At 53.5% G+C, this 20,294-nt stretch carries 17 protein-coding genes and 2 pseudogenes; 9 read left to right on the top strand and 10 right to left on the bottom strand.

Translation table 11 applies throughout. The features are described from left to right. Positions 1-118 precede the first annotated feature (118 nt). Positions 119-1,414 carry an OprD family porin gene (locus KW848_RS13195; RefSeq protein ID WP_218537093.1) on the top strand — a complete coding sequence of 432 codons (1,296 nt, stop codon included), beginning with the start codon at positions 119-121 and terminating at the stop codon, positions 1,412-1,414. 197 nt (positions 1,415-1,611) lie between these two features. Here KW848_RS13195 and KW848_RS13190 read toward each other — a convergent pair whose 3' ends face one another. Further along, positions 1,612-1,995, bottom strand: a complete 384-nt coding sequence (locus KW848_RS13190; RefSeq protein WP_218537092.1) for a helix-turn-helix domain-containing protein — start codon at positions 1,993-1,995, stop codon at positions 1,612-1,614. Positions 1,996-2,097: 102 nt separating this feature from the next. Here KW848_RS13190 and KW848_RS13185 point away from each other — a divergent pair, with 102 nt between their 5' ends. Further along, positions 2,098-3,216: an NADH:flavin oxidoreductase gene (locus KW848_RS13185; protein ID WP_218537091.1), complete on the top strand. Its 1,119-nt coding sequence runs from the start codon at positions 2,098-2,100 to the stop codon at positions 3,214-3,216. A gap of 256 nt (positions 3,217-3,472) precedes the next feature. Here the strand turns inward: KW848_RS13185 and KW848_RS32445 are convergent, their stop codons facing one another. Beyond that, positions 3,473-3,790 (bottom strand): SDR family NAD(P)-dependent oxidoreductase, encoded by a 318-nt coding sequence (locus KW848_RS32445; RefSeq protein WP_218537090.1) that lies wholly within the window; start codon positions 3,788-3,790, stop codon positions 3,473-3,475. 101 nt (positions 3,791-3,891) lie between these two features. Here KW848_RS32445 and KW848_RS31815 point away from each other — a divergent pair. Beyond that, positions 3,892-4,062: pseudogene (locus KW848_RS31815) on the top strand (alkene reductase); the annotation flags it as partial. A gap of 33 nt (positions 4,063-4,095) precedes the next feature. Here the strand turns inward: KW848_RS31815 and KW848_RS13175 are convergent. Continuing rightward, positions 4,096-5,229 (bottom strand): lactonase family protein, encoded by a 1,134-nt coding sequence (locus KW848_RS13175; RefSeq protein WP_218537089.1) that lies wholly within the window; start codon positions 5,227-5,229, stop codon positions 4,096-4,098. 249 nt (positions 5,230-5,478) lie between these two features. On the opposite strand from KW848_RS13175, the pseudogene KW848_RS13170 reads away from it, so the two are divergent. Further along, positions 5,479-5,595 (top strand): annotated as a pseudogene (locus KW848_RS13170) (AraC family transcriptional regulator); the annotation flags it as partial. A gap of 315 nt (positions 5,596-5,910) precedes the next feature. Here the strand turns inward: KW848_RS13170 and KW848_RS13165 are convergent. Next, positions 5,911-6,792 carry a LysR family transcriptional regulator gene (locus KW848_RS13165; RefSeq protein WP_218537088.1) on the bottom strand — a complete coding sequence of 294 codons (882 nt, stop codon included), beginning with the start codon at positions 6,790-6,792 and terminating at the stop codon, positions 5,911-5,913. A gap of 130 nt (positions 6,793-6,922) precedes the next feature. Between KW848_RS13165 and ripC the strand changes: the two genes are divergently transcribed. After that, on the top strand, positions 6,923-7,759 hold the full coding sequence (ripC, locus tag KW848_RS13160) for an itaconate degradation C-C-lyase RipC (protein WP_218537087.1): 837 nt from the start codon (positions 6,923-6,925) through the stop codon (positions 7,757-7,759). 25 nt (positions 7,760-7,784) lie between these two features. Here ripC and KW848_RS13155 read toward each other — a convergent pair whose 3' ends face one another. Then, a complete protein-coding gene (locus KW848_RS13155) occupies positions 7,785-8,681 on the bottom strand; it encodes a LysR substrate-binding domain-containing protein (protein ID WP_218537086.1) in 897 nt (298 codons plus the stop codon). Between the two features lie 162 nt (positions 8,682-8,843). Between KW848_RS13155 and KW848_RS13150 the strand changes: the two genes are divergently transcribed. From KW848_RS13150 to KW848_RS13140, 3 genes are all read left to right on the top strand, one after another. Continuing rightward, positions 8,844-10,010 (top strand): CaiB/BaiF CoA-transferase family protein, encoded by a 1,167-nt coding sequence (locus KW848_RS13150; protein WP_218537085.1) that lies wholly within the window; start codon positions 8,844-8,846, stop codon positions 10,008-10,010. Next, positions 10,007-10,846 carry a MaoC family dehydratase N-terminal domain-containing protein gene (locus KW848_RS13145; protein WP_218537084.1) on the top strand — a complete coding sequence of 280 codons (840 nt, stop codon included), beginning with the start codon at positions 10,007-10,009 and terminating at the stop codon, positions 10,844-10,846. The genes KW848_RS13150 and KW848_RS13145 overlap by 4 nt, the downstream gene beginning before the upstream one ends. Positions 10,847-11,060: 214 nt before the next feature. Further along, positions 11,061-12,431: an MFS family transporter gene (locus KW848_RS13140; RefSeq protein WP_218537083.1), complete on the top strand. Its 1,371-nt coding sequence runs from the start codon at positions 11,061-11,063 to the stop codon at positions 12,429-12,431. 518 nt (positions 12,432-12,949) lie between these two features. On the opposite strand, the gene KW848_RS13135 is transcribed toward KW848_RS13140, so the two are convergent. The 5 genes from KW848_RS13135 to KW848_RS13115 form a co-directional block, all read right to left on the bottom strand. Continuing rightward, entirely contained in the window at positions 12,950-13,888 is a 939-nt protein-coding gene (locus KW848_RS13135) for a carbohydrate kinase (protein ID WP_218537082.1), read from the bottom strand. A gap of 130 nt (positions 13,889-14,018) precedes the next feature. Beyond that, on the bottom strand, positions 14,019-14,657 hold the full coding sequence (locus tag KW848_RS13130) for a nucleoside triphosphate hydrolase (protein ID WP_008145810.1): 639 nt from the start codon (positions 14,655-14,657) through the stop codon (positions 14,019-14,021). A gap of 156 nt (positions 14,658-14,813) precedes the next feature. Next, positions 14,814-15,740 carry an ABC transporter substrate-binding protein gene (locus tag KW848_RS13125; RefSeq protein WP_218537081.1) on the bottom strand — a complete coding sequence of 309 codons (927 nt, stop codon included), beginning with the start codon at positions 15,738-15,740 and terminating at the stop codon, positions 14,814-14,816. Positions 15,741-15,783: 43 nt separating this feature from the next. After that, complete coding sequence (locus tag KW848_RS13120; protein WP_111449654.1) at positions 15,784-16,806, bottom strand: ribose ABC transporter permease; 1,023 nt, start codon at positions 16,804-16,806, stop codon at positions 15,784-15,786. Next, on the bottom strand, positions 16,803-18,362 hold the full coding sequence (locus KW848_RS13115; protein WP_218537080.1) for a sugar ABC transporter ATP-binding protein: 1,560 nt from the start codon (positions 18,360-18,362) through the stop codon (positions 16,803-16,805). The genes KW848_RS13120 and KW848_RS13115 overlap by 4 nt, the downstream gene beginning before the upstream one ends. A gap of 517 nt (positions 18,363-18,879) precedes the next feature. Between KW848_RS13115 and KW848_RS13110 the strand changes: the two genes are divergently transcribed. Next, entirely contained in the window at positions 18,880-19,890 is a 1,011-nt protein-coding gene (locus KW848_RS13110) for a LacI family DNA-binding transcriptional regulator (protein ID WP_008006387.1), read from the top strand. Positions 19,891-20,294: the final 404 nt, after the last annotated feature.

Genomic DNA, 20,294 nt, shown 5'->3' with positions numbered 1-20,294 from the left:
GATAGATAAGGGGTTTTCGCAGTCGCTCGGTAGTTAGCTTTTCTAGCTGCGTGCATAAGTTGAATGACGAGATAAAAGTCGCAACAAAAACAATAATAACTCATTGTGAGAAATCATCATGCGCTACCCTGTTATTTCCCGCAGCGTGCCTGCACACCAATCTCTGATCAGTCTGACTCTTGTGGTCTGCGCAGGGTCATCAGTGGCTGTTCAAGCCGATCAGAGTAGCGGCTTTGTCGATGGCGCTACGGCCACCCTCAATTTGCGCAACGCTTACATCAATCGTAACTTCATCAATCCTTCCTATCCCAACAGCGCTGCACCACAGAACAAAGCCGAGGAGTGGACACAGAGCTTCATCCTTGACGCTCGCTCTGGTTATACCACCGGGCCGATAGGATTCGGTGTTGATGTATTGGGTCTTTATTCTCAAAAGCTTGATGGTGGCAAAGGCACCGGCGGTACCCAACTGTTGCCAATCCACGATGACGGCCGACCAGCCGATAATTTCGGCCGCCTCGGGGTGGCTCTGAAAACCAAACTGTCAAAAACCGAGTTGAAGGTGGGTGAATGGATGCCCGTGCTGCCGATCCTGCGCTCTGACGATGGCCGTTCTCTGCCGCAGACCTTTCGTGGCGGCCAGGTGACCTCCAGTGAAATCGCCGGCCTGACCCTCTACGGCGGCCAGTTCCGTGCCAACAGCCCACGTAACGACGCGAGCATGGAAGATATGTTCATGAACGGCAGGGCCGCGTTCACCTCCGACCGTTTCAACTTCGGCGGTGGCGAATACAGCTTCAACGACAAGCGCACCCAGGTCGGCCTGTGGTACGCCGAGCTCACCGACATCTACCAGCAACAATACGTCAACCTCACCCACAGCCAGCCCGTGGGCGACTGGACCCTGGGGGCCAACCTCGGTTTCTTCAACGGCAAGGAAGACGGCAGCGCCTTGGCCGGTGACCTCGACAATAAAACCACATTCGCCCTGCTCTCGGCCAAATACGGCGGCAACACCTTTTACGTGGGCCTGCAAAAACTCACCGGCGACAGCGCGTGGATGCGGGTCAACGGCACCAGTGGCGGAACGTTGGCCAACGATAGTTATAACGCCAGTTTTGATAACGCTCAGGAGCGCTCATGGCAGGTACGCCATGACTTTAACTTCGTTGTGCTCGGTATCCCGGGACTGACATTAATGAACCGATATATCAGCGGTGATAATGTCCATACAGGTTCGATCACAGATGGTAAAGAATGGGGCCGAGAATCAGAATTGGTCTACGTCGTGCAGTCCGGCGTGCTGAAAAATCTCAGCGTTAAATGGCGAAATTCGAGTGTTCGCAGGGATTTCAGCGCCAATGAGTTTGATGAAAACCGGATTTTTATTAATTATCCTATATCGTTATTGTGACGAATATTCTGCACGCTCAATACTTGGCAGTGTTGTGTCTGCGATCGCCTGAGCCAGCAATAACCTCATCAGGCGGTTGCAGATAAACCTAGAGTCAATTAGGCACTCAATGTAGCGTTGGTAGGTTTAGGGAAACCGCGGATAAACCTACGAAGTAATGCGTTGCAGATGGGCAGTGGCGGCGAGTCATTAAAAAATCATTCCGTCAGGCTTACCTGCGCCGTCTCGTCAAACTTCAACCGGGCCGCTTCAACCTCGGGCAATTTATCGAGCGTCCATTTATGCAATTCGCGAAATGGCTGCTGCAATGTTCGCCCCAGTTGGGTGATCTCATACTGGACTGCCACAGGCGAGAACGAAATGACCTTGCGCGAGACAAGACCATTTCGTTCCAGCCGTCGCAGGCACTGTGTCAGTGCCTTCTGAGTGACGCCCTCCAGGCGGCGTCTGATGGCATTAAAGCGATGCGGTCCGTCATCAAGCACCGCCAGAACCATCATTGACCACTTATCTGCGATTTGGTCGAACAGCGCCCGGCTTGGGCACTCCGACGAAAAACATTGCGGCTTTAATTCCAGCATCGAAGTTTCCTCATGTATACCTAGGCGACTCTAGGTGCCTAATTGACATTTAGTTTATAAAATATACTTATATGGCTTCCGAAAGCAAATGGAGTCCATCCGATGTCAAACCCTGATACCAGCATTTTATTTCGTCCTTTTTCCATCCGGTCGCTTGAACTGAAAAACCGGATTGTCATGGCGCCAATGACGCGTCTGTTCTCACCTGAAGGCATCCCGGGTGAAGCGAGCACTGCCTACTACCGACGGCGGGCAGAGGGACGTGTCGGGCTCATTTTGTCGGAAGGCACCGTGATTGATCGCCCAGCATCACGCAATGATTCCGGCATTCCTTTTTTTCACGGCGAAGCGGCGCTGGCTGGGTGGAAAAACGTGATCGATGCGGTCCACAACGCTGGCGGGCGCATGGCACCGCAGATCTGGCACACCGGTGCCACGCGTTACATCAACGACTGGGAGCCAGATGCGCCAGTGGAAAGCCCGTCGGGCCTTGATTCGCCAGGCGACCTGCGTGGTGTGGCGATGAGTGAAGAGGACATTGCCGACACGGTAGCAGCGTTCGCCAAGGCCGCAGCGGATGCCAAACGACTGGGCTTCGATACCGTTGAGATCCACGGAGCCCATGGTTATTTGATCGATCAGTTTTTCTGGTCTGGTACCAATCTGCGCACCGACCGCTACGGCGGCCCGACAATCAAGGAACGCTCGCGCTTTGCCAGCGAGATCGTATCTGCTGTTCGTCATGCTGTTGGCCCTGAATTCCCGATCATCATGCGTGTCAGCCAGTGGAAGCAACAGGATTACGGAGTACGCGTCGCTGAAACGCCAGCTGTGATGGAAGACTGGCTGTTGCCATTGGTCGAGGCTGGTGTCGACGTCCTGCACTGCTCACAACGCCGCTTCTGGGAACCTGAGTTCCCCGAGATTGACGGTGAGAATGGCCTGAACTGCGCGGGCTGGGCGAAGAAAGTAACCGGGGCCGCGACTATCAGTGTTGGTTCGGTTGGGCTAGGAAATGATGTTACTAATGCCTTCGCCGGCAAGGGATCAACCCCTGCGAGTTTGGATCGGCTCGTCGAGCGCATGGAGCGCGAAGAGTTTGATCTGATCGCTGTAGGGCGTGTTCTGCTGAGTGACAAGGATTGGGCCGCCAAAGTTGAAAAAGGCGATTACGCAGACCTAAAGGGCTTCAATCCGGCATCTTTAGCCGAATTGGTTTGAGCGGTATTGCAAGGTATGCAGAGTTTGGTGCCGCAAAGGTTTTAGCCTGAAGAAATAAACGCCCTCCTCAGATTTTGGGGCGCCGTGTCGCAATCCGTTGTTGAGTGCGGCTTGACTGTCTCAGTGACTGGCCATGTTACGGCCACTCAACCTCCGCCAAAATCGGATTGAATTACAATGGGCCCCGGACATCTACGTGCGAATCGTAGATGTCCGTTGGCCGAGTAATACAGCGTCGCCATGGTAATGCCGACGGTTATGTACGCGAAGCACTCACCAGTACGCCCGTATTGATCGATGGTCGGCTGAGCCAATTGCTGAGGCTTATTACTACGCCCATGCCGCAACGTAAGTGACGTGCCGATCTGGCGAAGGCTGGCGATCGGCCAGAGAAGGTATGTTCAAGGGAGGCTACGTTAATGATCGAGCCACTGCGCTGCTTCATCCGCTCGATAGCCAACTGTGTACCTAGGAACACGCTGTCTAGGTTGCAAACCAGGGCGTGCCGCCACTGCTCCGAGCTCGTACGCTCGACGTCGCAAAACGCACCCACGCCAGCGTTGTTGACCAGCACGTCGATACATCGTGGCGCGCACGAATTGCTTCAGCGCGTCTTCGGGCAATTGTGTCAGATCAACACCGATGAGCTCCGGCGGCAGCGGGGGATCAGCGGACAACCTGCAAGAAAACGGCACCGCTCCGGTGTCTCCCTCGGCCATCCGAGCCGCGACCAAGACGTTCGTCAACAACAACTTTGTGGACGTCTCCGAGACTCGGGCCCTGGAGACCGATGAACTGCCGGGAATCGTCAATGATTTCCGCCAGGCCGCGGCAAACGCTATCGCGCCTCCATGCGCCGCGTCTTTTTCCGCCCGAAGATTACTCCGCCGACGTTTGCAGTACCTCAATCCATAACGCACCTTTGCCCGACGTCGCTTCACCGACACGTTTCAAGGCGCCGTTGTTGCTGACTGCGTAAGTGCCGACTTTTTCGCTTTTCTCGCCCGTCACTAGCAACCAGCGCCCGTTGGGTGAAAAAGCGATATTGCGTGGCTGCTTCTCTTCTACCGGATAGTTCTCGAGAAAGCTCAAGCCGCCTGTTGAAGGGTCAACCGCGAGTGCCGATACCGAACTGCTGGTGCGCTCGGTCATCAACAGTAGCGTGCCGTCGGGCGAGATCCGCAGGTCCGCTGCCCAGATACGTGGTGTGGGGTCGTCCTTCAAGTCGTTGTTACGTGCATCACGCACTTCGCCGTGAGCCAGTTTCAAACGCTCGGGAATCCCATTGGCAACGGCAATCTGAGTCAATGCGCCGGTGGTGTCGTTGATAGAAAACGCTGTGACCGTGCCGCTCATTTCACCGACCACGTACAGGTATTTGCCGTTCGGGGAAAAGGCCAGGTGCCGAGGCCCGGTATTGTCCGGGACACTGATGTAGCCGCTGCCTATGGGGGTGAGCACGCCCGTTTTGGCATCAAGGCGATATTGCAGCACCTGGTCCGCGCCAAGATTGCCCGCGTAGGCAAAACGGTTGCTCGGGTCGGTACGAATCGAATGCGCATGCGGGCCTGTCTTGTAGCTCAGGATGCTGGCAGAAGGCTGATAGGCCTTGTCGATGGCCTGAACACTGATGGTGTCGGCACCATAGGATGCGCCGAGCAGATAGTGTCCTTTTCTATCGGTAGACAGGTAAGCCATGCTTTCTGCCAGGGGCGCTTTGTACCGCGGAGTCAGATGTCCGCTCTTGGGATCTATGCGGTAGCCCAGCACCTGAAACGGCTTGACCCGCAAGGCGGCAAACAACACTTTGCCGTCAGGGGTGATGGCCATGGGGTTGACCTGATCACCGGCGTTGACCTGTTCAATCAGGCTCAGCGCGCCATTGTTTTGGTCGAGGCGATACTGGGAAATCAAACCGTCTCCCGGGCTCGAGATATAGGCAAAAGTGGCGGCATTGGCTTGCTGGCTGAGGCCGTAGACAACGGCAGCGGCCGAGAGGAGGCAAATTCTCACAGGTGATCCCTTATTTTTATGGTTGTGGTCGGTCATCCTATGACTGTGCTTGGGCGACATCAATCGCTGTTTTTCTCAGGTTGGAAAGAGACGACGCGGCTCAGGCGCAGTGTTTGCGTGACCTTGGCCCGGTTCGATGCCATTCACACAACTGCGAGTTTGAAACATTTCCCGCGCCGATGACCGCCATCGTGCCGGTGACTCGCGCAGGACACCCGGATGGCACCTGGTCACCGGTGCCGGAGTCGGCCGCGCCGTGGCCAGATCAAGGTGGCTGCGGCGACTTACCTGTCACCGACGTATCTGACGCACTGGTTGCACAAGGAAATCGGCAAGACCTTCACTGAGCGGGTGCTCGAGCGCAGGACGGCCGAGGATGTGCTGGCAGTGGTCGAAGGTGATGTGCAACCTGATTTCATTTTTGCTGCCCAAAACAGACTCTGTGTTAACTGGCCAAAAGGGGCGGCATTGGCGGTTTGCTTATCTTATGAATGTCTGCCGGTTGGAGTGAGTGACTCGATTGCTTGAGGAGGAAAAAACTGCCACCGGACTTACATGGAGGAGGGGCCGGCAGCGCCGTTTAGTACTGTCGCTTTCCCCACAACCCAGGATGAACATCGTTGAGCCGTAGACGAATGAGAACGGTTCGGTGAGGCTACCAGCAACATCATGGCGTTAGAGTCATTGATTGACGGCACAGTTTATAAAGTTTTGAAGGAATGCCGAGTTGTCACTACGCCGCCAAGCCAGCGTAAGCCTGGCGATAGCCGAAATATCATCTATTTCTTTGAAAAAAACCCCTGCGGCATGCACTTGTTGCATCGAGGTCGGTACAAGCGAAACACCCAGCTCCGCTGCAACCAAATGAACGACAGAGGCAAGTTGTGGAGCGCTTTGTCCCAAAATCGGTTCAAAGCCTGAGTCTCGGCAAGCGGCGATAATGGTGTCGAACAAGGTAGGTCCTACTTCCCGAGGATAGAGAATGAACGGGTCTTTGCTCAAATCCTTCAAGTTCAACTTTTTTTGGCTTGCAGCTGCATGATCTTTGGGCAGAACAGCGAGCAAAGGTTCCTCGGACAAAACTCGCATCGTCAAATGACCAGACTCAGCCATTCCTGGGCGAATAAATACCGCATCCAGATCACCTTCTTCGAGGCCTGCCATTAATCGAAGGGTATTGCTTTCTTCCAGGGTTAAATCGACATCAGGGAAGGCTCGCCGAAAATTGCGAATCGCCGTCGCGACTACCGGATTGAAACTAGCTGAGGCCGTGAAGCCAATGCGCAATGCTCCCAACTCTCCCCGAGCCGCCCGTTGAGCTGCATGCGTTGCGCGCTCTACCTGAGCCGGTATGTTTCGAACCAAATCATGAAACGCCTGACCAGCGGCGGTCAATTCAGCCCCTTGCGGAATTCGGTGGAATAGCCGAGTACCCACCTCACGCTCCAAATCGCGAATTTGCAGGCTTAATGGAGGTTGTCCGATACCGATTTTCTGAGCCGCGCGCGTGAAGTTTTGCTCTTGGGCGACGGCCAGGAAGTAGCGAATGTGGCGTAGTTCCATAGGTATATGTAAAACATATGAAGATCGATAGCGCTATACAATAGTCCATCGGAGTTCGTCTAGCTATGGTGCTAACAAGGCAAGATTCACAGCAACCCTGGCAGTACATTCACGAACCCAAGGATACAAAATGACCTTTCGTATGCGCAGCGCACTTTTTACGCCAGCAACCTATCCCGAACGATTCTCCAAGGCCATGGAGGTCGGGGCCGATCTTTTGATCATTGATCTGGAGGACGCCATAGCGCCCAAGGACAAAACAGATGCTCGTGCAACCGCGTTCGCCACACTCAATGCAGCCGAAAAAATGCCGTTCCCTACAATTATTCGTATCAACGGGCTGGATACCGCGGCCGGGCTTAGTGACGTTCTTGAGTTATTGGAAAGCCAGGCCCAGCCTGAATTTCTGCTGCTTCCCAAAACGGAGTCTGCTGCACATTTGCAGATAGTGGACCGTCTGCTCTGCGAAAAGGGACTCAGCACCAAGTTGATCGGCTTGATCGAAAGTGCGGTCGGACTCAAGGCGGTATCAGACATCGCTCATGCAACGCCCCGGCTCGCCGCACTCATGTTCGGAGCGGCGGATCTGGCGGCGGATCTAGGCTGTGGACCCTTTGCAGCGAATCTCACGTTCGCACGTGTATCGCTTGTAAGCGCGTGCGCGACAGCGGCTATCGCTGCTATCGATTCTCCTTTTTTCGATATTCGCGACTTGGCCGGGCTTGAGCGGGCAGCGCTCCAGGCTGCCGACATGGGGTTTGCCGGTAAAGCGGCGATCCACCCAAGTCAGGTGGCGGCAATCAATCTCGCGTTTACACCGACCTCCGATGAAATCGCCGTAGCGCGGGCCATTCTGATCGAAAACTGTCAGGGCGTGGGGCAAGTGAACGGGGTCATGGTCGATGAGGCCGTCGCTCGCCAAGCCCGCCGAGTGCTGGCCCGCGCAGGTCAATCCGCTGAAGTGTAAGGACTGGGAAACCTGATCTCATGCACTATCGAGTATTTCCTGGCTGACAAAGAATCTCTATCAGGTGATCTCGCAACACATTCTTTTCACGCGGGTTGCGCTGTACGCACACTCGTAAATCACGCTTGGCCCATCCCTCTACAAGATCGATAACCTGAAGGCGATCCAGGTCTGCTGGCTCTAACGCTGAGCGTGGGGCGATGCCGATACCGGCGCCCGATGAGACCAGGCGAGCAATCGCCCGAAATCCGGAGACCTGGACACGCACATCTAATCGCCCGCCAAGGGCGCTGGCGTGATTCATCAAAAAGGTATGCAGTGCCGCGCCCGATTGAAGGCTGATGAATGGGAGCCCCAGGCATTCGGTAAAGCTGACCGAATGCTGGTTGATGAATCGACCGTCTAACGGCGCTAACAGGACTAATTGGTCCTGCCGGTAGGGCAGAAATTCCAGATCTGGATGATCGGACTCCAGGGCTACGACTCCAATGTCGGCACGGCCTGCGGACACGGCTGAAATAATGTCATGGCTCAATCGCTCCTCAAGGGTGATGCGGACATTAGGGTACTTGGAGAAAAAGCGCGCCAGGTCATCCGGTAAATATGAGCTGATGGCATTGTTGTTGGCAAAAAAGGTCACGTGGCCGATCAAGCCATTGGCGAACGGTTGCAAGTCAGAGGTCATCTGCTCCAGCTGTGCCATGCAGCGTCTTGCATGTTCGACCAGCACATGACCCGCCGGGGTCAAACCCACACCCCTGGCCTGACGCAGCAGCAAGGGTGTCCCGAGGCTGGCTTCAAGCCCTTTTATGCGCAAACTGACTGAGGAGGGAGCGAGGTTGCAGCGCTCGGCGCCGCGCGACAGATTGCTTTCCTCGGCGACGGCCAAGAAGACCTTCAGGTCGATCAAGTCGTACAACATTGCGTTAGTCTCCGGCGAAACCGTGAGGGTTTGGTCTAATTTAACCTTTCGCAAGTCTCACAGCGTTTGTATTTTACAAACGTTGTCTTCGTAAAAGCTCGCTGCTCCCCTGACCGTGATTTGCCCATACTTGTGCACGCAAACTGTCAATGGGAGTACCTGATGTCCACTACAAAACCTTTAAAAGGCATTACCGTCGTTTCCATCGAACAGGCGTTGGCGGCGCCTTTGTGTACCTGTCGTTTGGCGGAAATGGGCGCAAGGGTCATTAAGGTAGAGCGAGCAGAAGGGGACTTTGCACGCGGATATGACGATGCCGCCAAAGGACATTCTTCGTATTTTTTGTGGACCAACCGAGGCAAGGAATCGCTCGTACTGGATTTCAAGAATGCCGACGACGCGATGCTATTGAAACGGATCATCGCCAGCGCTGATGTATTCGTGCAAAACCTGGCGCCCGGAGCCCTTACTCGCGCGGGGTTTGACAGTGCGGAGCTGCGTGCACTGAATCCACAATTGATCACTTGCGACATCAGTGGTTACGGTACAGAGGGGCCCGCCAGTGGTTTGAAAGCGTATGACCTGTTGGTCCAATGCGAAAGCGGTCTGGCCGGCATCAGCGGTTCACCTGAGGGCTATGGCCGCATCGGCGTGTCGATATGCGATATCGGGGCAGGTTTGAATGCTGCGATTGGCGTGCTTTCGGCGTTGCAGTTACGAGAACGAACCGGGCAGGGCTCCGGGATTTCCGTTTCGTTGTTCGATGGTGCTGCGGACTGGATGACAATTCCCTACCTGCACGAGATTTATGGCAATGGCGCTCCCACACGCCAGGGTCTGCGCCACCCCTCAATTGCTCCATACGGCGTTTATACCACTGGCGATCAGCGAGACATCGTGATCAGCATCCAGAACGAACGCGAATGGCAGCAGTTTTCTAACCTGTTCCTTGAAGGCACTGGCGCCTCTACTGATCCTCGTTTTGCGTCCAACACAGAACGCGTCCGTAACCGAGACGCTCTGGATGCGCTAATCAGTGCGTCCTTCGCCAGCCTGAGCGCCGAACAGGCGATTCACAAACTGGGTCAGGCCAATACCGCGTTTGGTCAGGTGCGCTCCGTCGCCGAGATGGCAGAACATCCGGGCCTTCGTAAATGGCCGATGGCAGTCGAGACCGGTGACGTCGAGATGATTGCTCCTCCGGTACGCGCTCCTTGGGACGAACAACGATTCGAAAAAGCTCCGCTCCTGGGCGAACACAGTGAGCGCTTGCGCGAAGAGTTCCAGGCGACAGCAACACAGAACACACAAGAGGAGGTCCCTGCATGAGCACTATTGATCTTCAACACCTGCGCCAATGGATCGGCAAGACCCATGTCGACCACGATGTCCTGTCTTCACGCCATGCGCGTTTGATGGCTGCAACGCTGGGCATTCCGCAAAGCGATTTGGTCTCGGGTCATCCATTGCCGCCCTTGTGGCACTGGTTGTATTTTCTTGACGGGCTGGCACCGGAAGAGTTGGGGCGTGACGGTCACCCGGCGCGAGGTGGCTTCTTGCCTCCCGTGCCGCTGCCGAATCGTATGTGGGCCGGTGGACAGCTTGAATTCAAGAAAGCGTTGCCGCTGGATGGAAGCGTAGAGAAACGCTCCAGTATTGTTTCGATCGAGCACAAACAAGGTCGTAGTGGCGAGCTGGTGTTTGTCACCGTATTGCATGAGATTTTGCATGCCGGCGAAGTTGCCATTTCTGAACATCACGACATCGTCTACAAAGAGGCAACTCCAGTCGACTCAAACAAACCTTTCGCCGCGATGCCGCAAGCCACTCATTCTTATGAATGGCTGCCTACCTCAACCACGTTGTTTCGCTATTCAGCACTGACTTTCAATGGTCATCGTATTCACTATGACGCTGATTACTGCCGAGAAGTTGAACATTACGCGAGTCAAGTAATACATGGTCCGCTGAACGCGACTCTGCTGGCAGGCTATGCCGAACGTATCGCGGGGAAACCCGTAAAACTATTTAATTATCGAGGTGTTCGTCCTGCCTTGCTGGGTGCGACGCTGACATTAAATGCCGTCCATGAAGGTGGCGACTTGCTGTTATGGGTCAGCTTGCCTGACGGCGCAGTTTCGATGCAGGCGCGCGCCAGTTTTTGAGTCTGCATTACGGTGAGAAATACGAGATGAAGTCACATCAAGGTGTTTGCCGTTTCAGTTGAAATAGACTTTATCCTAAATGGTTTTGTTAATTGATTAGATGATCAAGCAGGCAGTCTGTGCGAGTGGCTTTTGTCTTCGCACTGACTGTTGTTGGGCTGGTGGTTTGGCGCGTAAGTGCGTCAACAGATTATTTCCGCTCGTGGAGATTGAAATGATAATAATAAGTAATGCTGATAAAAGTGCTGTCAAATGTCCTCCCCTCACAAATAAAACACGGGTTCGAGCGATACTCGGAGCTTGCTCTGGCAATTTGGTTGAATGGTATGATTTTTTTATCTATGCCTATACGTCTATCTATTTTGCTTCGCTGTTTTTTCCGGCAGGAGATCAAAACAGTCAACTGTTAGCAACGGCGGGGATTTTTGCCGTGGGCTTTTTCATGCGCCCACTTGGCGGTTGGATATTTGGTTATATTGCCGATACGCGTGGTCGAAAAATATCAATGATCATTTCGATTTTCATGATGTGCGGTGGGTCTTTGATGATCGCGATCATGCCAACGTATGAATCGATTGGTGTCGCGGCCCCCATCCTGTTGGTTATAGCCAGGTTGATGCAGGGCCTTTCAGTGGGCGCGGAATACGGAACAGGCGCCACTTACATCAGTGAAATGTCGACTGCCGGGCGCCGATCATTTTTCGGTTCATTCCAATACACCACAATCATTGCAGGTCAGCTGCTTGCGCTGCTGACGGTTGCTGTTCTTCAGCACGTATTGCTTCCGGAAGATTTGAAAGCCTGGGGTTGGAGAATTCCATTTCTCATCGGAGCGATTAGCGCCATTGTGGTCGTATTTCTACGTCGATCCATGACCGAAACGGCTTCAGTAAAAGAAATGAAGAGTAAGGAGGCCGGGTCTATTCGAGCGTTGTTAAAGCATAAGCGGGCCGTCATTTTAACAGTGGCTATCACCATAGGATGTTCGCTGTACTACTATACGTTCACATCGTATATGCAGAAATACTTGGTGCTGTCAGTGGGGATGGATGCGGGGACGGTCAGTTTCATCATGACGTCTGCCTTGGTGTGCTTCATGATTTGCCAGCCATTTTTCGGCATGCTGGCAGACCGTATTGGCGTGAAAAAAAGCATGATGATATTTGGTGGTTTGGCAACATTGTTGGTTGTGCCGATTTTAACCACGTTAAAGACTGTTTCGAGCCCGTATGCGGCCTTTGCACTTGTTATGTCAGGGCTCCTTGTCGCTGCCTTCTACACGCCCGTGACTGGCGTACTTAAAGCGGATCTTTATCCGGCCTCGGTCAGGGCACTGGGCGTTGGCCTGCCTTATGCAATCGGCAATGCATTGTGTGGTGGTACCGCGGAGTATGTGGCATTGATGCTCAAGTCGATGGGAATTGAAAGTTACTTCTTCTATTACGTAGCTGCATTGGTGTGCGTGACGTTCATTGCTTCGTTGTTAATGCCTGATTTGCGTAAGCATGGGTACTTGGATGGCACTGGAAGTGTTGAGGAGAATTTTTCGGGGTCGTCTGGATACAGTCGTGGCGCACATTCTTAAATGAGATTGATAGAGCAATTGATAACACTGGTTTGAACAATCAATTGCTGAAATAACTTGAGCTAACTACTGCGCTTTTACCACTGCCTCATGTACCACGCATACATGAGGTAGTGGTTTTTTATGCCTTGGCGATCTGTTATCAACGATCGGCTTCCGCGTCGGACCTTGATGTGGTAGCGCTTCCCAAGCCTCCCCCCCCACACAATCCCTTTTTCCATATGAACGAGTTGCCTGCGCCCAGGGTTTTCCCGAAACATTGCGCAACCTCAAAGAGGTATCGCCCACCGCCTACCTGACCTTGCATTCGACAAATCACCTCCATCCATACGAGACCGGGGTTGTCCTCGCGCTGTCTCGCCTAGGTCGCGTCGCCATCTACGCCGATCACCTTGATAGTCCGTTCAGCCAGCGCCCGCAACAGCCAGTCTTCGCCACAGCCCAAGTCAAGCGGTGGTGGGGGGACCCCACTTGCTCGCGAAAACTGCAATGCCCGCGATGCAGACCCCGACCAGATATCAATCCAACTGATGCCGATAAGGCAAGTCCGGCCCGGTCTTGCCGCAGGTCAGGGCGGCGGCGCTGACGGCGAAGGTGAGCATCGCGTCGATCTGTTCGCGACTCAAGCGCTGCAAACCCTCCACCGAATCCAGCTGCTGTTCGGTCAGCCAGGCGATCAACGCCGCTTGGAAGGTGTCGCCGGCGCCCACGGTATCAGCCATCACCACCGCGCAGGCCGGCGCCGACCAACTGCCATGGCGGCGGCTGAATACCGTTGCTCCCTGGCCACCACGGGTGAGGAATACCAGCTGGCAGCGGTGTTCCAGCCAGCCATGGATCACGCTCTGCGGATCACGCTCGGGGTAGAGCAGGTTCAGGTCCTCGTCGCTGACCTTGATCAGGTCGGCATGCTCGACCAGAGTGTTGATGCGCTCGCGCCACAGTTCGATATTCGGTTCCGGGTTCAGTCGCACGTTGGGGTCGAGGCTGATCAGGCGTTTGCCGCTTTCCCGGCGGACCAGGGCCAGCAGGGTGTCGGCAATCGGCTGCACCACCAGCGAGAACGAGCCGATATGCAACCCACGCACCTCAGCGCCTAACTCAGGTAAATGCCCCGGCAACAGCTGGCGATCGGCACAGCCTTCGCCTCGGAAGCTGTAATGCGGCGAGCCGTCGGCACCGACGGCGACCATCGCCAGAGTGGTCGGTGCATCGAAGTCCTGCAGGTAGTCCGGGCGCACGCCTTCCTCCTGCAGCACTTGCTGTAAACGCCGGCCGAGGTAGTCGCTGGACAGCCCGGCGAACAGCGCGACGTCGATGCCCAGGCGGCGCAAGCCGACGGCGACGTTGAACGGCGAACCACCGGCAATCGCTTTGTAGTTCACTTTTGAAGCTTGAGCGTTGACGTCGTTTTCACTGAAGAAGTCGAACAGCGCTTCACCACATACCAGATACATAGTCATTCGCTCTTTAAAGGTTCGCTACAAGTTGTTGATAGCGTTCGTAGGCCTGTTAGCGTTAAAAAGCTAGCCAAGCAAAGCTGTTGGTTAACGCGTGATTCTTTCTCAAAAGAGAGGGAGTGGGATCTTAATTTGTGATCGTGAAGTCAGCGATATTGCTGGCCGAAATCACAATGTCGGCATTCGGAAGGTCGTTGCGATGAACTTTTTCATAGGAAGTAGCCTCATCGAAACCCAATGATCGCCATCGATCAAGCAGGCGCGCTTCCAGGGTTCTGCGGTCAGCCTGCAGCATTATGGTGGCGTCAAAACAGTCTCTTAAGGACGACCATGGGGCGAGGTCTAATAGAAGGTAGTTTCCTTCCACGATGAGATATTTCACGTCAGAGGGAATCAACTGTCCTGCAGCACGGGATATCTCCAGGATTCGATCGAATACCGGAACGGCAATCACTGGTTCGTTGTTCGCACGAAGCCGCAGCAGCAGACTCCTGAAGCCACCCACATCGAACGTATCAGGTGAGCCCTTACGATCCAAAAGGTTCAAGGATCCAAGAACCGCGTCATCGTAATGAAAGCCATCCCCGGGAACGACAACTGCGCTCCCCGGCATAACGCTATTAAGAGCCTCTACCAAGGCCTGAGAAACGGTGGACTTACCGGCCCCAGGCGGCCCCGCTAGCGCAACGACAATTCGATTACCAGACAGAGCCTTAACGTAGTTGAGTAGCTCTGTGCTTACTATTGTGTTTGTTTTGGTAAACATGCCAAATCTCTCCTCAGCAGCCGTCGCTCAGGTTTCCCGTAGGTTCGCCCCTCTAGGGATTTTCATGCCGTTCGGCCGCTGCGAGCACCTCGCAGCAGCCATTTCCCGCATGACAGAGGTGGGACCCCTATGTCATTTGACTCAATCGCTCAGTGGTCAGTGGTCAGCTTGCCAGCCTTTGTACTCCATGACGTTGGCTCGTGTTACCAGTGAGGGTTGAAGCAGTACCGTTGTGCTTTCCAAAGATTTGCCATTCAACAGGTCATAACCCATCGTTACGGCCTGTTGTGCCTGGCCCCAAGGGGATTGGGAGGCGGATGCCTGGATCTGTGTATCGCTTTTGAGCGCAGTCTCTATATCGGGAGCTCCATCCACCGATGCGATAATGATGCCTTTGCGCTTGAGTTGTTTTGCTGCCAGGTCTGCACCTATGGCCTGGGGGTCATTGATCGCGAACACCGCGTCGACTTTTGCAAAGCGAGTCAAGTCGCCTTGCATCACGCTGTAGCCACCTTCGCGCGAGCCTTTGGCATCCTGATTATCAGACAGTACTTTGATATCGGGCGCCTGCGCGAAAACACTCTTACAGCCATTGACTCGGTCCAAGACTGCTGACGTTTGCGTACCATTCTGGATAATAACGTTACCCTTGCCACCCAGTTTCTCAGCGATGTACTGACATACAATCCTGCCGGCTTCGACGTTATCGGTCTGTACCGTAGCGTTGGCACCTTGCACCATGACATCTACGCCCACAACCACTATGCCTGCCTTCCTTGCTTTCGCAATCGCAGGCGCGATTGCGACAGGGTCGACGGCGTTGACAAGAATCAAGTCTACGCCCGAAGAAATAAAGTTATCGATTTGAGTGAACTGCTTATTCAAATCGTAATCTGCCGACACTGAGATAAATTTTGCGGCGGGATTGATATGCAGTGCCTCGGCTTTGGCGCCATCTACCATCGCTACAAAGTAAGGATTACCCAGCGAGCCAACAGTTATCCCGACGGATTTCAACTCTCGCGCTTGAGCGCTGCTAAATGCCAGTAGTGTACAAACAGCGGTAAATATTATTTTTTTCATGAGTACTGTCTCTTGTTATTGGAGTGTGGGGGGTATATATGATTCAGGTTCGTGCACCTGACTGCCGAAAGCGATCGAGGGCTACCGCTCCGATGATGACAACACCTTTGATAATGTATTGCCAGATATCCGAGACTCCCAGCAATATCAGGCCATTGGAAAGAGTAGCGATAATCAGGGCGCCAATTAGCGTGCCGACGATAGTGCCGACGCCTCCTGTAAAGCGCGTGCCTCCCAGAATAACGGCGGCGATAGCGTCGAGTTCATAAGACTGTCCCATTTGCAGTCCATTAGCAGCCATCAGTCGAGCGGAAGTCATGATGGCCCCCACGCCCGCCAATAAACCGGACAGAGCATAAGTAAATAACAGGACTTTCCAGACTTTGATTCCCGACAACCGTGCGGCCTCAGGATTACCGCCCACTGCGTAAATCTGTACGCCTAACACCGTACGTCGAAGAATAACCCACGAAAGAGTAACCACGACTACCGCGATTACAACCAGCCATGGCACCCCGAACAACGTATCGTTTCCAATGTAAGCAAAGGACAGGTCGGGATTGAAAACCGTTTTGTCTTCGCCGATAAGGCGTGCGATTCCACGCATCGCAGTCAATCCGCCTAGCGTGACGATAAACGCCGGTAGCTTTCCAAACGCGACCAATACACCATTGACGAGCCCTAGTAACAGTCCGACTCCAAGCCCCGCAGCGATGGCCAGGGGAGCAAACCCCGGAACTTGCGATACCAATAGCGACACTACTGCGGAAACAGCCAGAATCGAACCAACCGAAAGGTCGATTCCACCTGTCAAAATCACGAAAGTTAGACCTGACGCCAATACCACATTGATAGAGGCTTGCTGACTGATGATCGAGAAATTCTGAACCGAGAAAAAGCTCTCGCTCATCAGGCCAAAGCCCACGCAAAGGAGTAAGAGTACGGGCAGCATGCCCGCCACTCTCATCAGTTGGCGCATTTTATCCTGGGTGGAAACTCCGGCGATGCTTCGTACACCAGGCGTGGTGAAGTCACTTGCTACTTTGTTTTGCAGTGGGGAAGTCATTGGACTAAGTCTCCGTTGGCTAGAGTCAACCTGTCGCTGCCTGTGGCAGACGCGATAATGGCTTCAGGTGTGATATCAAGACCGCTGTGGCCACCGAGTTCGGTGACAAGTTTACCTTCACACATGACCAATACACGGTCGGCAATTCCAACGATTTCTGGTAGTTCACTTGAAATTATCACTACGCAAACGCCGGATGCTGCTAATGCATTGATGATTTTATATATTTCTGATTTAGCCCCAATGTCGACACCCGATGTAGGCTCGTCGAGGAACAATACTCTGGGCTTCATCTCCAGCAGACGAGCCAGCAAAACTTTTTGCTGGTTGCCTCCGGACAGCGCTCCAACATTGATATCGGAGGACGCTTTGATATTGAGTGCCTGGATTGCTTGTTCGGTACGTCCAGTTCCGGCGGCTCGGTCCACGAACCCCGCATATCGAGCATCACTTCCCACAACACATACATTGATATTGTCGTGGACACTCATGTCGAGAAAAAGGCCCAGTGCTTTGCGGTCTTCTGTCAGATAGACGATGCCTGCGTTACCTGCATCGCGAGGAGAGCGTATGACTACAACTTCGCCGTCCATTTCAATCTTTCCGCCTGAGTACGCGTCGACGCCTGCGATTAATCGGGCAAGTTCGGTTCTTCCAGAACCCACCAGTCCTGCAATCCCGAGAATTTCGCCGGCATACAGATCGAAACTGCAATCCTGAATTTTGAAGTCATCTGTAAGATTGCGAACACGTAGTATCGGTTGCTCGTAAGAGCACAAAGGACGCTCATGGGCGTAGAAGCCGGAAACATCGCGGCCAACCATCATCCGGACCAGGGTTTCAGCTGACAGCGTGACGCGATCCAGCGAACCAACGTAATGACCGTCCCGGAGCACCGAAACACAATCGGACAATGCGTATATCTCGGCCATACGATGGCTGATATAGATGATCGCGACGCCATCATCACGTAGCTGGCGAATCAATGTAAAAAGACTTTCGGTCTCTTTTGTGGATAGCGGCGTTGTAGGCTCGTCCATCACCAGGATTCGCGTATCGGCATGAATTGCACGCGCGATTTCAACAAGTTGTTGGTCCGCAATCGACAAAGTACCGACCAGTGCGTGCGGATCAAATGTAACGCCAAGTCGCTTTAGTACTACGAGCGCACCTTCGGTCATTGCCTTGCGGTTTATAACGCCACATCGTCGGATCTCTCTACCCAGGTAGATGTTCTCCACCACGCTCATATTCACGCACAAGCTGAGCTCTTGATAGATGACGGATATGCCATGGCGCTTCGCATCGTTCACGCCATAGTTTCGAATCTCACATCCGTCGATTCGAATAGTGCCACTGTCGGCGACATAGGCCCCCGATAGTATTTTCATCAGAGTGGATTTTCCGGCGCCGTTTTCGCCCATTAGCGCGTGGATTTGTCCTGGGAAAATACTGAGGTCAATGTCATGCAGGACGCGCACCCCATTGAATGACTTCGAGATGGAATGCATTTCCAATAGGGCAGGAGGGGGGCTTTCAGATCCAGTGCTCAGCATAGCTGTTAACTCCTTATCTACCGATTTGAGAAGCAGTTGAAACCTCTCATCGGTGTTCTTGTTCGAGCAACATAGTCGAAAGGAAAGCGCTTGCGCAAGCGCTTTCCTTTTCGTTCGAGGAATTCTCCAAAAAGCACTTCCATGTCCATCCCCTAGGGAAGCCCCGATCAAAGAGGAGGTGAATAGGATGTTAGGAAAGCGCTTGCGCAAGCGCTTTCGTCTCGGCTATGCTTTTTTCAACAAGCGCTGCTGCGTCCATCAATTGGTTCGCAGGATGATCGCTACGATAATAAAAAGGAGTGCCCGGCTATGCTGCATAGCGGATTCCACCATCTCGATTTACAGATTTCAGATGCGCTGTGCATCTCGCTGGGTCTTTCACGAAATTGCGGGCTCGCCCCGGCATCAATTCCGAGAGCCATCGACGCATTTTCTCGCCGTGAGCTTTACAATAGGTAGCAACTGGACATGAGTTCAGCGCTATCCATCAAATCACGTGAGAAAGGAGTGATACACAGTGGGCGCAAAGATGAGCGACGTCGCGAGAGCCGCGAACGTATCAATGTCTACGGTATCTCATGTACTCAACGGTACTCGTAAAGTACATCCTGACACCGTCCGTAGTGTGAATCAGGCGGTAGAGTCCGTAGGCTATATTCGAAACTCACTCGCTCGGTCTCTGGCTCGCTCCTCTTCGGGTTCAGGTGCTATCGGCGTGGCGATTGCTACGCTTTCAAACTATTACTTCAGTGAAACAGTACGTGCCATCGAAGCGGCATGCGCGAAAAGCGGTTTGATGATGATACTGGTCAATACGCAAAGAGATCCGGAACAGGAACTCAAAGCGGTCAAGGCACTGCATGAGCGACGTGTTGACGGGATTGTACTCGCTTCGGAATATGATCCGGAAAATCGAGTATTTAATTACTTAAAAGCCAACAAGATACCCACGGTTCTCATTGATCGACTTCTCTCGACGTCTTTTGATCAGGTGGGGGTAGAGAATAAGCACTCCTCTCAAGAGTTGATTGCACATTTGATTAAGCTTGGTCATCGGCGTATCGGGATGGTATCCGGACGATTGACCCAGTCTTCTTCTCATGAGCGAATTGACGGCTACCGTGCGGCTTTAGCTGACGCTGGAATTGAGTACGAAGATCAATTGGTTTGCTGTGGTGAATCGGCGATTGCGCCGGCAATGGAAGCCACTCGCCATTTGCTATCGCTAGAGCACCCGCCCACCGCAATAATGACTGCAAACAACTTGATGACCATTGGTGCAATGCAGGCTCTTCGTGAAGCGGGGCTTGAGGTGCCAAAGGATATCGCGCTGGTTGGCTTTGACGATTTCGACTGGGCGGATGCTTTTAGCCCAAGACTGACAGTTGTAGCGCAACCTCTCGAGGAGCTCGGGGCCCAGGCTGTGAAGCTTTTATTGAAGCGTATCAAGCAACCTGAGGGTAGACGTCAGACTATTAGATTGAAACCCTCTTTAATCCAGCGAGATTCTTGCGGCGCTCCCAAATGACGGTACTCAGGGTTTCGTCCTGAGGATTTAGCGGTGCAGACGTGAATTAGTTGATGCTAGTCCACGTCTCGCCGCCTGAATGACTTTGAAACTAAATGACTAGTACCTGGTTTCCATTTGTCGTGCACGGATATGCATGTTTGCAGTGTTTTCTGCTTGAGTGTCCCGCGTTCGGTTTTGTTTTCGTCAGGTTTCAATGATTTCGTTATAGAGATAAACATTTATTTTAATCGCGATGGAGAACGCTGGCCTCGCGGAACTAAATCCGATAATGGGTCGTAACTGCACAATGCAGGGCTTATTCCTGTGATGGCGCTTCTGCGTTTGTAGAGTTACAAAACGCCCGCATTTGAATGGCAAGAAAAGAGTTGATTGAGACGGCACAAGCCGTATTGGCGAAGAAG

The sequence above is a fragment of the Pseudomonas sp. PDM25 genome, from assembly GCF_019219045.1.
Lineage (GTDB): Bacteria > Pseudomonadota > Gammaproteobacteria > Pseudomonadales > Pseudomonadaceae > Aquipseudomonas.
Note: the sequence above shows the minus strand (reverse complement) of the source record. Positions and strands in the feature narration are given on the sequence as shown.

Bases quoted from the DNA above. Each gene is read 5' to 3' on its own strand.
- KW848_RS13165 (WP_218537088.1), bottom strand. From the start codon at position 6,792: ATGGAACTACGCCACATTCGCTACTTCCTGGCCGTCGCCCAAGAGCAA.
- ripC (WP_218537087.1), top strand. From the start codon at position 6,923: ATGACCTTTCGTATGCGCAGCGCACTTTTTACGCCAGCAACCTATCCC.
- KW848_RS13115 (WP_218537080.1), bottom strand. From the start codon at position 18,362: ATGCTGAGCACTGGATCTGAAAGCCCCCCTCCTGCCCTATTGGAAATG.
- KW848_RS13125 (WP_218537081.1), bottom strand. From the start codon at position 15,740: ATGAAAAAAATAATATTTACCGCTGTTTGTACACTACTGGCATTTAGC.
- KW848_RS13195 (WP_218537093.1), top strand. From the start codon at position 119: ATGCGCTACCCTGTTATTTCCCGCAGCGTGCCTGCACACCAATCTCTG.
- KW848_RS13145 (WP_218537084.1), top strand. From the start codon at position 10,007: ATGAGCACTATTGATCTTCAACACCTGCGCCAATGGATCGGCAAGACC.
- KW848_RS13190 (WP_218537092.1), bottom strand. From the start codon at position 1,995: ATGCTGGAATTAAAGCCGCAATGTTTTTCGTCGGAGTGCCCAAGCCGG.
- KW848_RS13150 (WP_218537085.1), top strand. From the start codon at position 8,844: ATGTCCACTACAAAACCTTTAAAAGGCATTACCGTCGTTTCCATCGAA.
- KW848_RS13140 (WP_218537083.1), top strand. From the start codon at position 11,061: ATGATAATAATAAGTAATGCTGATAAAAGTGCTGTCAAATGTCCTCCC.
- KW848_RS13185 (WP_218537091.1), top strand. From the start codon at position 2,098: ATGTCAAACCCTGATACCAGCATTTTATTTCGTCCTTTTTCCATCCGG.
- KW848_RS13135 (WP_218537082.1), bottom strand. From the start codon at position 13,888: ATGTATCTGGTATGTGGTGAAGCGCTGTTCGACTTCTTCAGTGAAAAC.
- KW848_RS13120 (WP_111449654.1), bottom strand. From the start codon at position 16,806: ATGACTTCCCCACTGCAAAACAAAGTAGCAAGTGACTTCACCACGCCT.
- KW848_RS13130 (WP_008145810.1), bottom strand. From the start codon at position 14,657: ATGTTTACCAAAACAAACACAATAGTAAGCACAGAGCTACTCAACTAC.
- KW848_RS13155 (WP_218537086.1), bottom strand. From the start codon at position 8,681: ATGTTGTACGACTTGATCGACCTGAAGGTCTTCTTGGCCGTCGCCGAG.